Source organism: Nocardioides sp. (genome assembly GCF_030655615.1).
GTDB lineage: Bacteria > Actinomycetota > Actinomycetes > Propionibacteriales > Nocardioidaceae > Nocardioides.
This window is the reverse complement of record NZ_JAURVJ010000015.1, coordinates 26,356-39,334: the sequence shown is the minus strand read 5'-3', so window position 1 is coordinate 39,334 and position 12,979 is coordinate 26,356. Positions and strand designations below refer to the sequence as shown.

Sequence of the window (12,979 nt, the reverse complement as noted above, 5' to 3'; positions counted from 1 at the left end):
CGCGATCACGACCATCACGGCGGCCACGAGACCATCGAGCACGCGCCACGCTCCCGGTCGGGCGAAGATCGGCCGGAGGACCGCGGCACCGCGACCGAGGACCGTGAACCAGGTGGCGCTGCTGAGCACCGCGCCGACGGCGAACGACCAGCGCCCGTCACCGTGCGCGTCCGCGACCGACCCGAGGAGGACCAGCGTGTCGAGGTAGACGTGGGGATTCAGCCAGGTCAGGGCGAGGATCGCGGCGAACGTCGCCCGGCGACCGGCGCCGCCGCCCGACGCCTCGGCCGTCAGGACGGAGGGTCGCCACGACCGCCTGGCCGCCAGGGCCGCGTACCCCAGGAGGAACGCGGCCCACGCGATCCGCACCGCGAAGGCGAGCCCCGGGACCGCCTCGAGCACCGCGCCGGCCCCCGCGACCCCGGCCACGATCAGGACGGCGTCCGACAGCGCGCAGGTGGCGACGACGAGACCGACGTGCTCGCCGCGGAGCCCCTGCCGCAGCACGAAGGCGTTCTGCGCCCCGATGGCGACGATGAGGCTGAGACCGGTCAGCAGACCGGCGGCGGTGGAGGCGAGCACGCCCTCACGCTAGGTGTGTGACGTGCTGAAGGCCAACGAAACAATCTGTAGACCCTTTAGCATCGCTACATGCAGCCCGACCAGCTCGCCGCCCTCGCCGCGATCGTCGAGCACGGCACCTTCGAGGCCGCCGCCCGCAGCCTGCACGTCACGACGAGCGCGGTGAGCCAGCGGATCCGGGCGCTCGAGACGTCCACCGGCCAGGTGCTGGTCCGGCGTACGACGCCCTGCGCGGCGACGCCCGCGGGGGAGGTCCTCGTCCGGCTCGCGCGCCAGTGGGCGCTGCTGCTCGACGAGGCGCGCGCCGCGCCCGACGCGCCGGTCGTGGTCGACCTCCCGGTGGCGGTCAACGCCGACTCGCTCGCGACCTGGTTCCGTGGCGTGGTGGGCGAGGTCGCCGGCTGGTCCGGCGTCCGGCTGCGACTGCACGTCGAGGACCAGGGCTGGTCGTCCGACCTCCTGCGCCGCGGCGACGTGCTGGCCGCGGTGACCTCGGACCCCGTCGCCGTCCAGGGCTGCACCGTCGATCCGCTCGGCTCCATGCGCTACCGCCCGGCCGCGACACCGGCGTTCGCCGACCGGTGGCGCGCCGGCCGCGGCTACGACTGGGCAGTGATGCCGGTCGTCGTCTTCAACGACAAGGACGCCCTGCAGCACGACCTGCTCGTCGCACGCGGCCTCGGCCCGCCCCCGGTCGTGCACCGGGTCCCGACCTCTGCCGACTTCCACGAGGCCGTGCGCCTCGGGCTCGGCTGGGGCCTGCTGCCCTCGCCCCAGCTCGACCCCGACCTGGTCTCCGGCGCGCTCGTCACCCTGTCGGCACGCGACCACGTCGACGTACCGCTCTTCTGGCAGCGGTGGCGGCTTGAGTCACCCACGCTGGCGCGCCTGACCGCCGCCGTGGCTGCCGAGGCCGACCGCACGCTGACCCGTCGTACATCGACGACGGGTCACCGCGAGCACGGCCGAAAATGACGCTGACCCGTCCTCGATCTACGACGGGTCACCGTTCTTGGGGTCAAAACAACGTTGACCCGTCGCGTCCACGCGACGGGTCAGCGAGGTGGGTGGATCAGAAGGAGGCCTCGTCGAGGTCCATCAGGGCGAGGTCGGTGGCCTCGGCGATGACGCGCTCGGCGGAGACCTTGGGCAGGTTGTGCAGCGCGAAGAACTGCGCAGCGGCGATCTTGCCCTCGTAGAACGCCTTGTCCTTGGCGGAGACCTCGCCGCCGAGCTTGCCGAGGGCGACCTCGGCGCCGCGCAGCAGCAGCCAGGCGCAGACGACGTCGCCGAGGACCATGAGCAGGCGGCTGGTGTTGAGGCCGACCTTGTAGACGTTGCGGACCTCGTCCTGCGCCGACATCAGGTCGTTGATCATGTGACCGACGATGGCGTTGGCGTCGTCGAGGGCGGTGGCGAGCAGGGCGCGCTCGTTCTTGAGGCGGCCGTTGCCGCCCTCGGCGTCGAGGAACTTCTGGATCTCGCCGGCGATCGTGCCGAGCGCCTTGCCCTGGTCCTTGACGATCTTGCGGAAGAAGAAGTCCTGGCCCTGGATCGCGGTGGTGCCCTCGTAGAGGGTGTCGATCTTGGCGTCGCGGACGTACTGCTCGACGGGGTACTCCTGCAGGAAGCCGGACCCACCGAAGGTCTGCAGCGACTCGGTGCCGAGCAGGACCCACGAGCGCTCGGAGCCGTAGCCCTTGACGATCGGGAGCAGCAGGTCGTTGACCGCGTTGGCGGCCTTGGTCTCCTCGGACAGGCCTTCGCCGGCGTGCTCGGCGAGCTGGATCTTGTCCTGCCACGACGCGGTGTAGAGCACCAGCGAGCGCATGGCCTCGGAGAAGGACTTCTGGACCATCAGCGAGCGGCGTACGTCGGGGTGGTGGGTGATCGTGACGCGCGGCGCCGTCTTGTCGCCCGACTGCGTGAGGTCGGCGCCCTGCTGGCGCTCCTTGGCGTAGTCGAGGGCGTTGAGGTAGCCGGTGGAGAGGGTGGCGATGGCCTTGGTGCCGACCATCATCCGGGCGTTCTCGATGACCTGGAACATCTGGGCGATGCCGTTGTGGACCTCGCCGAGCAGCCAGCCCCTGGCGGGCGCGCCGTTGCCGACCGAGCTGTCGCCGAAGGTGACCTCGCACGTGTTGGACACCTTGATGCCCATCTTGTGCTCGACGTTGGTGACGTAGACGCCGTTGCGCTCGCCGGTCAGCTCGCCGGTCTCGTGGTCGAAGTGGTGCTGCGGCACGAGGAAGAGCGAGAGGCCCTTGGTGCCGGGGCCGCCCGCGCCCTCGACGCCCACGGGGCGCGCGAGCGTGAGGTGCATGATGTTCTCGCTCATGTCGTGCTCGGCCGAGGTGATGAAGCGCTTGACGCCCTCGATGTTCCACGAGCCGTCGTCGTTGGCGGTGGCCTTGGCGCGGCCGGCGCCGACGTCGGAGCCCGCGTCGGGCTCGGTGAGGACCATGGTCGCGCCCCACTGGCGCTCGACCATCAGCTGGGCGATGCGCTGGTCGCGCTCGTTGCCGTTGCGGTGGACGACGCCCGCGAAGGCGGGGCCGGCGGCATACATCCACACGGGGGCGTTGGAGCCGAGCACCATCTCGCCCAGGGCCCACACCAGCGACGACGGGGCGGGCGTGCCGCCGAGCTCCTCGCTGATCTGGAGACGCCAGAACTCGGAGTCCATCCAGGCCTGGTAGCTCTTCTTGAACGACTCGGGGATCGGCGCGGTGTTGGTCGCCGGGTCGAAGACCGGCGGGTTGCGGTCGCTGTCCTCGTAGGACGCGGCGAGGTCCTCGCGGGAGAGGCGCTCGACCTCGGCCAGGATCGTGCGGGCCGAGTCGGCGTCGATCTCGGTGAAGGGGCCGGTCCCGAGGATCTCGTCGCGTCCGAGCACCTCGAAGAGGTTGAACTCGATGTCGCGCAGGTTGCTCTTGTAGTGGCTCACGGACCCACCCGTTTCTTCGTCTGGTGTCGGGGCACGGTTCGACCACAGGGGCTACCGGCCAGTAACAACATGTTACTGGGCGGTACGCCGTGGGGCAAGGTCGGGTGGGTCACCCCCGGGCGGGGTGCGACGAGGGGCCGGCCCGGGTGAGCCGGCTGGGCTCAGACGAACGCGCTCTCGCCGGTGATCGCGCGGCCGACGATGAGGGTGTTGATCTCGCGGGTGCCCTCGTAGGAGTAGATCGCCTCGGCGTCGGCGACGAAGCGGCCGACGTGGTGCTCGAGGAGGATGCCGTTGCCGCCGAGGACCTCCCGGGCCCAGCCGACGGTCTCGCGCATCCGGACGGTGCTGTGGGCCTTGCAGAGCGAGGCGTGCTCCTCACGGAGGCTGCCGGCGTCCTGGAGCTGGGAGGCGCGGGCGTTCATCGCGGTCGAGGCCGTGATGTTGCTGAGCATCTTGACCAGCAGGTCCTGCACCATCTGGAACGAGGCGATCGAGCGGCCGAACTGCTGGCGCTGCTTGGTGTAGCGCAGCGCGTGCTCGAAGGCGCCGCGCCCGCAGCCGGCCGCCTGCCAGGCCACGTCCATCCGGGTCACGCGCAGGACGCGGGCGGTGTCGGCGAAGCTGTCTGCCTCCTGGAGGCGGTCGCTCTCGGCGACGCGTACGTCGACCAGGTCGATCTCGGCGTTCTGCACGACCCGCAGCGCGATCTTGTCCTCCTGCTTGGTCGCGGTCAGCCCCTCGGCGTCACCCGGGACCACGAACCCCTTGACCTCGCCGTCGTCCTCGTCGCGGGCCCAGATGATGATGAGGTCGGCGAAGGTCGCGTTGCCGATCCACTTCTTCTGGCCGTTGAGCACCCACCCGTCGCCGTCACGCCGGGCGGTGGTGCCCATGCCCTGGGAGATGGCCGACCCGGTGTCGGGCTCGGTGAGCCCGAACGCGCCGATGAGCTCCATCCGCGCCATCGCGGGGAGCCAGCGCTCGCGCTGCTCGTCGGACCCGCAGAGCATGATCGAGCCCATCGCGAGCCCGCCGTGCACGCCCATGAAGGTGCCGATCGAGGAGTCGATGCGCGACATCTCCATCGCCACCAGGCCGTTGACGAGGGCCCCGCGGGCCGGACAGCCCGGCCCGTCGTAGGTCAGGCCGGCGATGCCGAGCCCGGCCAGTCCCGGCAGGAGGTCGTGCGGGAACTCGGCGCGGGTCCAGTAGTCGTTGATGACCGGCTCGACCTCGCGCGTCATGAAGGCGCGCACGTTGCTGAGCAGCTCGCGGTCCTGCTCCTCGAGGAGGAGCTCGATGCCGAGGAAGTCGGAGAACGGGGTGTCGGTCGGGTCGGTCTCGGTCACGCGTGGTCCTTGTCGTCGTCGTCGTCGTGGTCGCCGTCCCGGAGGAAGGCCTCGATGACCGGGGCGAGCTCGTCGGCCTCGGTCAGGATGCCGAGGTGCCCGCCGCGATAGACGTGCAGCGTCGAGCGGGGCACGAGCCGGGCGATGACCTTGGCGTTGACGAGCGGGATGATCGGGTCGTCGTCACCGGCGAGCACCAGCACCGGCTGCTTGATGAGCGGCAGGGCCGGCAGGCTCGACCAGCCGGCGCCGGCCAGCAGCTGGTAGTAGTAGCCCCGCTTGGGCCCGGCGCGGGTCACCGCGTGGAGCAGCCGGGCCCCGCGCTCGGGGTCGGTGCGCATCGAGCCGCCGTAGATCTTCGAGGCGACCCGCGCGGCGTAGTCGGGGTCGCGGTGGCGACGCGGCGTCAGCATGATCCGCAGGACCTCGGGCCGGGCCGGCACCATCAGCGAACCGGTGCCGGTCGCCGCCAGCACCACCCGGCGTACGCGACGACGGTGCTGGAACGCGAGCTGCTGCGCGACGCCCCCGCCCCACGACAGGCCGAGGACGTCGTAGGTCGGGTGGCCGAGCCGGGTCATCAGGGCGCCGAGCCACGAGGCGAGGCCGGGCATCGTGTAGGGGAACGGCGGAGGAGGTGAGCCCCCGACGCCGGGCACGTCGAAGCGCACCAGGCCGCGGCCCGGGTCGAGCTCGTCGACCAGCGGCTGCAGCGCCTCGAGGGACGCGCCGATCCCGTTGCAGAGCAGGAGTGGCGGAGCGTCGGCGAGGGCGCCGCTCGCGGGACGCACCGAGACGCGGACCGGGATGCGGCGTACGGCGATCGTGCGGAGCTGGTCGCGGGCCGCCTCGGCCGTCATCTCAGCGGTCATGGACGTAGGTGCCCGGGGCGTCGCAGACCGGCTCGTGCTTGGCCGACCCGAGGCGCCGGGGCTTGCCGCGCTCGGGGCCGCTGCGCTCGGACAGCCAGGCGACGTAGTCCTCCCACCACGAGCCCGACGTCTTGGACGCCCCGGCCAGCCAGTCGGCCGCCTTGGCGGGGTTGTCGGGCGCGGTCTGGAAGCTGGCCTTCTCGTTGCCGGGAGGGTTGACCATCGCGGCGATGTGGCCGCTGGTCGAGAGCACGAAGCGGCTCTCGCCGCCGAGCAGCTGGGTCGTGCGGTAGCAGGACTCCCACGCGCACAGGTGGTCGGCGATGCCGGCGACGACGTAGGTGTCGGTGTCGACCTTGCCGAGGTCGATGTCGGTGCCGAGCAGCTGGGCGGCGCCGGCCTCGGTGAGGGCGTTGCGGATCGCGAGGTCCATGAAGTCGCGGTGCATGGCGGCGGTCATCCGCACCGAGTCGGCGTTCCAGTAGAGGATGTCGAAGGCCTTGGGGGCGTGGCCGAGCAGGTAGTTGTTGACCCAGTAGTTCCAGATCAGGTCGTTGGGCCGCAGCCAGGCGAAGACCTCGGCGAGCGCACGGCCGTCGAGGTAGCCCTTCTCGGCCGAGGCGCGGGTCGAGGCCGCGGCGGCCTTGTGGGAGAGCAGCGCGCTCGGCAGGCCGGCCTGCTCCTGGTCGAGCACGGTCACCGCCAGGCTGAACGCCGCGACGCGGCCGAGGTCGCCGGTGGCGGCCAGGTGGGCCAGCACCATCGACGCGATCATGCCGCCGGAGCAGATGCCGAGCAGCGCGACCTGGTCCTGGCGCGAGATGTCCTGGGCCACGGTCATCGCCTCGATGATCGCCTGGCCGTAGGTGTCGAGGCCCCAGGCGGCGTGGCGCTTGTCGGGGTTGCGCCACGAGATGCAGTAGACCTGCTGGCCGCTCGCCACCAGGTGCTCGACGAGGCTGCGCTGCGGCGCCAGGTCGATGACGTAGTACTTGTTGATCGTCGGCGGCACGATGAGCAGCGGCACCGAGCGGACCTTGGTGGTCTGCGGCGTGTACTGGATGAGCTCGAAGACGTCGGTGCGCAGGACGACGGCCCCGGGCGTCACGGCGAGGTCCTCGCCGACCTCGAACGCGTCGGGCTCGACCATCGACGGGACCCGCGGCGCGGTCGCGAAGTCGCGGACCAGTCGCCGTCCTCCCGTGACGAGGTTGCCGCCGCCGGTGTCGACGACGCGCTTGAGTACCTTGGGGTTGAGCAGCGGGTTGTTGCTCGGCGACGACGCCTCGACGAGGTTGTCGACGATGAAGCCCATCCGCTGCCCGTCGCCCCAGCCGAGCCCGGCGTCGGCGACGATGCTCCGCGCGGCCTTGCCCGCCGCCAGGTAGCCCTGGAGCGTGCGGCGCAGGAACGGGTTCTTGGCCCAGCCGTCGTCGGCGAAGCGACGGTCCTTGGGGTGGGGCGCGAGCTCGGAGCGGCCCACGACGACCCGGCCGAGCTCCTTGGTGAGCGTGACCGCCTGGCCGGCGACGTTGCCGGGGCGGCGTACGAGCGCGCCGGCGAACCGGACCCCGGACATGCCCGGCAGGAACCGGCGCAGGGGGCTGCTCGCGGCGTCGGCCAGCAGCAGGTCGAGCGGGGCCGACACCTCCTGGGCGTGGTCGGCCTCGATGTCGTCGGCCGCGTGGATGCGGGCCTGGGCCGCCGTGGCTGCGGTGTCGTTCGGGTGGGACATGCGGACCTCCGAGCGGGCGCTGGACCGTCGCGCTGGTCGCGGAGCGTGACCGGCACCACACCCACCGTCTCACGCGCGTCGACCGGTCGGCCCATGCCCGCGGGTGTACGCCGCGCGCTCGGCCCGGCCCTACCGGGGGCTCCCATGGGCCTGTTGATCCAGTGTTCGAGGCGACATATCTGACACACTGGCCTCATGCGAGTTTCCGCCAAGTCCGACTACGCGCTGCGGGCTCTCATCCAGATGGCCGGACGCGAGGACGGCAAGGCAGTCAGCGCCGAGGAGCTCGGCCGGCTCCAGGACATCCCGCACGGTTTCCTCCAGGCGATCCTCGCCGACCTCCGCCGCGCCGGCATCGTGATGTCGCAGCGCGGCCAGTCCGGCGGCTGGCGGATGGGCCGCCCCGCCGCCGACATCTCCGTCGCCGACGTCATCCGCGCCGTCGACGGCCCCCTCGTCTCCGTCTACGGCCTGCGCCCCGAGTCGGTCAGCTACAACGAGCAGGCCGACGTCCTCCAGCACGTCTGGATCGCCGCCCGCCGCTCGCTGCGCGACGTCTTCGAGGCCGTGTCGATCCAGCAGCTCGCCGACGGCAAGCTGCCGAAGGCCGTGACGAGTCGGACCGCCGACGAGGACGCCTGGCAACCGCACTGATTGTTTTTGTCGCCGACCGGTGTCCTCGGGCCGCGGGCCCGGATTTCCTGGGCTTCGCTGCCGCTGTCTGGCATTCCGGCCCGACCGGCCCGGGGGGACACCGGCGTCGACGTGCGCCCTGTGATCGGGTTGGGTGCCACTCGGGGCGCCTTCTGGGTGGTTGCGTCCTCGCTCGAGGTCGCTCCCCCTCCCTCCTCCTACGTCGGTTGAGGTGTGAGGAGCGCTAGCGACGAGCCTCGAGACCCCCGCAGCCGGATTGCCCAGCCCGGCCCTCCGCTCAGCCGAGGTCGGCGAGCCTCCGCTTGAGCTTGCGGCGCTTGCGCTCGGCCTTGGCGAGGCGGTGGGTGAGCTCGTCGTTGCGCTGGCGGAGGCGCTCGAGCTCGTGGTGGGCGTCGCCGAGGGCGCGGCCGGCGGCGGTGAGGCCGTCGTCGTCGAAGGGCTCCGGGTCGAGGACGGCCGTGTCGCCGACGACGTCGTAGGCCGAGTGGCCGAGGAGGTCGCGCCAGGCGGCGGCGAGGCGGGGGTCGGCCGGGAAGGGCGGGGGCGTGGCGGCGGTGGGGACGCGGAGCGACGTGGTGCCGAAGGCCGCGACGCGGCCGAGGGCCTTCCAGGTGCTGGCGGCGTCCTTGCCGAGCAGGACGTGGACGTGGTCGGCGGCACCGACGGCCGACGCCCAGCGGGGGAGCACCTCGGCGAGGTCGCGGCCGGGGTCGCCGGGGCGGACCCAGGCGTCGGGGGCCTTTACGGTGACGACCGCGTGCACGTCGAAGCCGTCGAGCGACTCGACGACGGCGCGCGCCCGGTCGGGAGAGGCGGCGGCGAGCAGCGGCTGGCTCAGCACGATGGTGTCGCGGCCGCGGCGGGCGCCGTGGACGAGCTCGGCCCAGGCGCCGTCGACCTCGGAGCGGTCGTAGCCCCAGTCCTCGTGGGCGTCGAGCACGTCGAGCACGGCGCGGAAGGTCGCGCCCGAGTCGACGGGCCGGCGTACCCGCAGGGCGAGCAGTGCGTGGGCGTGGGCCTCGAGCGCGTCGTCGACGACGACACCCGACCCGTCGTCCAGTCCGACATGGAGATATGCGCGCCGCGGCTTGCCCACGTCGTACAGCCTGGCACGTCCGGATGAGCGGACGATGAACGGAGTCTCAGGCGGGGGTGAACGACGCCATCGTGCGCTCGGGCTCCCAGAAGGCCTTCATCGACAGGACGAGGCCGTCGTCGTCGACGACGTAGACCATGACCAGGTCGGTCACGGTGGAGGAACCGTCGGCGAACGACGTCCTGATGCTGCCGACGTTGGCGCACGTGTTGCTGCCGGGGTTGGCCAACGACTCGGTGATGGTGAACGCGAACGTGTCGATGGGCGCGATCGCCTTGTCCCAGAACGCCGCGATGCCGTCATGCCCGTGGTGGCCCGTGCCCTCGGGGTCGAACATCGACGGACCGACCGGGTCCTCGAGGGACGCGTGCTCGGAGTAGACCGTCAGCCACTCGGCGAGGTCGCCCTTGGCCACCGCCGAGTAGGACCGCTGGCTGGCCCGACGTGCCGGGTGGTCGTCGTCGGCCGCCAGCCAGGTGATGGCGTCGGAGGTGATCATGGCGGCAGCGTACTAGAACCTGTTCTAGTTGTGGCCGTGGAAACGTGACCTCGCCGATGCTGTGACACGGAGCCGGGGTGACGGCGTCTAAGCAGTGACGCCGACCGAACCCAGGAGTGACATGTCGACCAGGACGCAGGACTACGAGGAGTTCGCTCGCGCGCGCACCCCCGCCCTGCTCCGCTCGGCCTGGCTGCTCTGCGGTGACACCCACCTCGCCGAGGACCTCGTCCAGGACACCCTGGCCAAGGTCTACGTGCGGTGGCACGCACCGTTCCGCAGTCCCATCGAGACCCCGGTGGCCTACGCCCAGACGACGCTCACGCGCACGTTCCTGAGCAGCCGCCGCCGGCGCAGCAGCACCGAGCAGCCCTACGCCGACCTGCCCGACCGTCCGCTCGCCGACGGCTCGGACGCGACGGCGACGCGGCTGGCCCTGCAGGACGCGCTGGCCGGGCTCGCCCCGGCCGACCGCGCCGTGCTGGTGCTGCGCTACCTCGACGACCTCAGTGTCGAGGAGACCGCCGACCGCATGGGGGTCTCGCCGGGCGCCGTCCGCAGCCGCAGCCCACGGGCGGTCGCCCGGCTGCGTCCCCTGCTCGACGCGTCACTCATCGTCACCTCCGAGAGAGGCACCACCCATGGATGACCACTACCCCTCGGCCTCGCGCCTGCTGCGCGACGCCACCGACGACCTCGCGGTCGACGTCGACCGGATCGTGCGCGGCGGGGTCTCCCGCGGTCGCGCGGCCCGCCGTCGTCGCCGCGCCGGGACTGCGCTCGCCGCGGCCGCCGTGGTCGGCGTCATCGGCGTCGCGGCGAGCGTGGGTCCCGACCTGCTCGGGAGCGACGGCGACGGCGTCCCCGTGGCCGCCGACTCCGGGCCGGCCACCAGCACCCCGAGCGCCCCGAGCGCGACGGTCAGCATCGAGCCGTCGCCGGCCCGCCGTACCCTCGCCGTCACCCAGGCCGAGGTGGCCGACGCCTTCGCCACGATCTTCCCCGGCGACGTCAGCGAGCACCCGCAGAAGGAGGTCCGCGACGACGCCCCGATCGTCGACTTCGTCTGGGAGGGCTTCGGGGTCCGGGTCGGGCTGACGCCCGAGGACTACGTCACCGGCGAGCCGGTCGGGACGCCGATGGAGCGGTGCGAGCTGTGGGGCCAGGAGGACGGCAGCCCGTGCCTCACCCTGCCCGACGGGACCGTCGTCCAGACGATGACCTCGACCGGACCACGGGCCGACGGCCGGATCACCTCGAGCTCCGCCTGGGCGTGGACGCCCGACGGCTGGGACGTGATGGTCGCTGCCCACAACGCCGCCGCGAGCAAGGACTCGCCGGTGCTCGACGACGTACCGCCGTTCACCGAGGAGCAGCTGCTCCGGGCCGCGACCAGCGACGTGTGGTTCAGCGGATCCTGAGGTCCTCGGGCACCCCGGCGACGGCGCGCTGGAGCCACGTCACCAGTGGCTTCAGCGCGCGCCAGTCGTCCCGGATCAATGTCAGCACCGCCTGGGTGTGGATGACCTTCTCGAACCCGTAGGACCGCCCGAGGATGATCTGCTTGTGGCGCAGCAGGTCGATGCGCGGGTGGTCGGCGTCGTAGCCGCGCGGGGTGGTCTTGAGCTGCTCGCCGCCGAGGTCGAAGCCGGCCTTCTCGAGCCTGGTCAGCAGTCGCTTGAGCGCCGGGCCGGTCTTGTCGTCGTCGACCGCGTCGCGGATCGCGCCGAGCCGCGCCCCCGAGGCCTCGTAGAAGCCGGCCCCGACGCGAACGCCCCGAGGTGACAGCTCGACGTACCAGCCCATCGACGGGCCGGCCGCGACGAACGCGCCCTGGTGGGTCTTGTAGGGCGTCTTGTCCTTGGCGAACCGGACGTCGCGGTAGGGACGGAAGATCTTGCCCGCGCCGAACTCGGGCTCGAGCGCGGCCGTCAGCGCCAGGAAGGGCTTCTTGACCGACTCGTCGTAGACCTCCTTGTGCGTCTCCCAGAACGACTTGGTGTTGTCGAGCTCGAGGTCGTCGTAGAAGTCGAGGGCGGCCACGGGGAAGCCGGTGAACGCTGCGTCTGCCACGGTCCCGAGGTTACGGGCGGGGTGGGTCGCGGTGCGTGGTCGGGTTGACCTGAACCTGCGGGGGTCTCGACGCGCTCGTGCGACCTCGTTCCTCGGTCGCGTCGCTCGCTCGACCTTCGAACGCGACGGCCCCCCGCTCGTTCCTCGCGGGGGGCCTGCGTTCTCGAGCGGATGACGAGACTCGAACTCGCGACATCGACCTTGGGAAGGTCGCGCTCTACCAACTGAGCTACATCCGCAGTGCGGCAGATGCTAGCCGAGATGGGTGAAGGTCGCGTGCCGCGGGTCGAGCCCGTCGCCCGACGAGCGACCGGTGAGGCGCCGGTGGACCCAGGGCGCGGCCGTGGTGCGGACCCAGGTGGCGTTGGTGCGGAGCGAGGTCACGCGGCCGGCGACGGGGTGCTCGAAGAGCGGGACCGCCTCGAGACCGTGTGGTACGCCGAGCACGTCGAGCACCGCGGTGGCCATCTGCTGGTGGCCGGCGGGTGCGAGGTGCATGCGGTCGGCGTCCCAGTAGCCCCAGTCGCGGTACTCGCGCATCCGCCAGAAGTCGACGATGTCGGCGCCGTGCCGGTCGGCGCTCTCGCGCACGGCTTCGCTGTAGAGCGCGAACCGCCCGCGCAGCAGCTTGTAGGTCGCGGAGGCGCCGGGGTCGAAGGCCGTCCAGACGAGCACCCGGGCCCCGGTGGCGGTGAGCCGGGCGACAGCCTCGTCGTAGGTCGCCATCAGCGCGTCGAGGTCGACCTGGGGGCGCAGGATGTCGTTGGCGCCGCCGTACATCGTGACCAGGTCGGGCTCGAGCGCGAGCGCCGCGCTGACCTGGTCGCCGACGACCGCCCCGAGCTTGCGGCCCCGGATGGCGAGGTTGGCGTAGCCGAAGTCGGGCTCGGCGCGTCCCAGCACCTCCGCGACCCGGTCGGCCCACCCGCGGACGCCGTTGGGGCGAGCGGGGTCGGGGTCGCCGACGCCCTCGGTGAAGGAGTCGCCGAGGGCGACGTAGCGGCGATAGGGATGCGTGCTCACGGATCCATCGTCCCAGGCGCGTGTGTGGGTGATGACGGCCGACTGCCGCGTAGACGGACATGCAGATCGGCTCGGGCCGGTGGGTCCGCACGCTCAGCGCTCCGGTGACCGGCCTGATCTGCACGTCGTTCTACGACGTCACGCCG

13 protein-coding genes and 1 tRNA gene are annotated in these 12,979 nt (G+C 71.9%); 4 read left to right on the top strand and 10 right to left on the bottom strand.

All coding sequences use genetic code 11. The annotated features are described in order from the left end of the window. Nucleotides 1-582 (bottom strand): LysE/ArgO family amino acid transporter (locus Q7T52_RS01280; RefSeq protein ID WP_304798845.1); only part of this gene is annotated, 582 nt, incomplete at its 3' end. A gap of 69 nt (nt 583-651) precedes the next feature. On the opposite strand from Q7T52_RS01280, the gene Q7T52_RS01275 reads away from it, so the two are divergent. After that, the gene (locus Q7T52_RS01275; RefSeq protein ID WP_304798842.1) at nt 652-1,557 is read left to right on the top strand and encodes a LysR family transcriptional regulator ArgP; all 906 of its coding nucleotides are present in this window, start codon (nt 652-654) and stop codon (nt 1,555-1,557) included. A gap of 97 nt (nt 1,558-1,654) precedes the next feature. On the opposite strand, the gene Q7T52_RS01270 is transcribed toward Q7T52_RS01275, so the two are convergent. The 4 genes from Q7T52_RS01270 to Q7T52_RS01255 all read right to left on the bottom strand — a co-directional run bounded on the left by Q7T52_RS01270 (nt 1,655) and on the right by Q7T52_RS01255 (nt 7,488). After that, nucleotides 1,655-3,529 (bottom strand): acyl-CoA dehydrogenase, encoded by a 1,875-nt coding sequence (locus Q7T52_RS01270; protein ID WP_304798840.1) that lies wholly within the window; start codon nt 3,527-3,529, stop codon nt 1,655-1,657. A 161-nt stretch (nt 3,530-3,690) separates the two neighbouring features. Continuing rightward, nucleotides 3,691-4,881 (bottom strand): acyl-CoA dehydrogenase family protein, encoded by a 1,191-nt coding sequence (locus tag Q7T52_RS01265; RefSeq protein ID WP_304798838.1) that lies wholly within the window; start codon nt 4,879-4,881, stop codon nt 3,691-3,693. Continuing rightward, nucleotides 4,878-5,753, bottom strand: coding sequence for a poly(3-hydroxyalkanoate) depolymerase (phaZ, locus tag Q7T52_RS01260; protein ID WP_304798836.1), 876 nt, complete (start codon nt 5,751-5,753; stop codon nt 4,878-4,880). Before phaZ ends, Q7T52_RS01265 begins: the two co-directional genes overlap by 4 nt. After that, the gene (locus Q7T52_RS01255; protein ID WP_304798835.1) at nt 5,743-7,488 is read right to left on the bottom strand and encodes an alpha/beta hydrolase; all 1,746 of its coding nucleotides are present in this window, start codon (nt 7,486-7,488) and stop codon (nt 5,743-5,745) included. The genes phaZ and Q7T52_RS01255 overlap by 11 nt, the downstream gene beginning before the upstream one ends. Before the next feature lie 195 nt (nt 7,489-7,683). Between Q7T52_RS01255 and Q7T52_RS01250 the strand changes: the two genes are divergently transcribed. After that, complete coding sequence (locus Q7T52_RS01250; RefSeq protein WP_304798834.1) at nt 7,684-8,142, top strand: Rrf2 family transcriptional regulator; 459 nt, start codon at nt 7,684-7,686, stop codon at nt 8,140-8,142. 277 nt (nt 8,143-8,419) lie between these two features. Here Q7T52_RS01250 and Q7T52_RS01245 read toward each other — a convergent pair whose 3' ends face one another. Both Q7T52_RS01245 and Q7T52_RS01240 read right to left on the bottom strand, forming a co-directional pair. After that, nucleotides 8,420-9,238: a hypothetical protein gene (locus tag Q7T52_RS01245; protein ID WP_304798833.1), complete on the bottom strand. Its 819-nt coding sequence runs from the start codon at nt 9,236-9,238 to the stop codon at nt 8,420-8,422. A 46-nt stretch (nt 9,239-9,284) separates the two neighbouring features. Then, nucleotides 9,285-9,737 (bottom strand): nuclear transport factor 2 family protein, encoded by a 453-nt coding sequence (locus Q7T52_RS01240; RefSeq protein ID WP_304798832.1) that lies wholly within the window; start codon nt 9,735-9,737, stop codon nt 9,285-9,287. A 121-nt stretch (nt 9,738-9,858) separates the two neighbouring features. Here Q7T52_RS01240 and Q7T52_RS01235 point away from each other — a divergent pair, with 121 nt between their 5' ends. After that, nucleotides 9,859-10,386, top strand: a complete 528-nt coding sequence (locus tag Q7T52_RS01235; RefSeq protein WP_304798831.1) for a SigE family RNA polymerase sigma factor — start codon at nt 9,859-9,861, stop codon at nt 10,384-10,386. Further along, complete coding sequence (locus tag Q7T52_RS01230; RefSeq protein WP_304798828.1) at nt 10,379-11,158, top strand: hypothetical protein; 780 nt, start codon at nt 10,379-10,381, stop codon at nt 11,156-11,158. The genes Q7T52_RS01235 and Q7T52_RS01230 overlap by 8 nt, the downstream gene beginning before the upstream one ends. Here the strand turns inward: Q7T52_RS01230 and Q7T52_RS01225 are convergent. From Q7T52_RS01225 to Q7T52_RS01215, 3 genes are all read right to left on the bottom strand, one after another. After that, on the bottom strand, nt 11,145-11,810 hold the full coding sequence (locus tag Q7T52_RS01225) for a DUF2461 domain-containing protein (protein ID WP_304798827.1): 666 nt from the start codon (nt 11,808-11,810) through the stop codon (nt 11,145-11,147). The genes Q7T52_RS01230 and Q7T52_RS01225 overlap by 14 nt on opposite strands. 166 nt (nt 11,811-11,976) lie before the next feature. Beyond that, nucleotides 11,977-12,049, bottom strand: a tRNA-Gly gene (locus Q7T52_RS01220). A 13-nt stretch (nt 12,050-12,062) separates the two neighbouring features. Beyond that, complete coding sequence (locus Q7T52_RS01215; protein ID WP_304798825.1) at nt 12,063-12,833, bottom strand: SGNH/GDSL hydrolase family protein; 771 nt, start codon at nt 12,831-12,833, stop codon at nt 12,063-12,065. Nucleotides 12,834-12,979: the final 146 nt, after the last annotated feature.

Coding starts and splice junctions, on each gene's coding strand:
- Q7T52_RS01275 (WP_304798842.1), top strand. CDS start 652: ATGCAGCCCGACCAGCTCGCCGCCCTCGCCGCGATCGTCGAGCACGGC.
- phaZ (WP_304798836.1), bottom strand. CDS start 5,753: ATGACCGCTGAGATGACGGCCGAGGCGGCCCGCGACCAGCTCCGCACG.
- Q7T52_RS01255 (WP_304798835.1), bottom strand. CDS start 7,488: ATGTCCCACCCGAACGACACCGCAGCCACGGCGGCCCAGGCCCGCATC.
- Q7T52_RS01250 (WP_304798834.1), top strand. CDS start 7,684: ATGCGAGTTTCCGCCAAGTCCGACTACGCGCTGCGGGCTCTCATCCAG.
- Q7T52_RS01240 (WP_304798832.1), bottom strand. CDS start 9,737: ATGATCACCTCCGACGCCATCACCTGGCTGGCGGCCGACGACGACCAC.
- Q7T52_RS01235 (WP_304798831.1), top strand. CDS start 9,859: ATGTCGACCAGGACGCAGGACTACGAGGAGTTCGCTCGCGCGCGCACC.
- Q7T52_RS01230 (WP_304798828.1), top strand. CDS start 10,379: ATGGATGACCACTACCCCTCGGCCTCGCGCCTGCTGCGCGACGCCACC.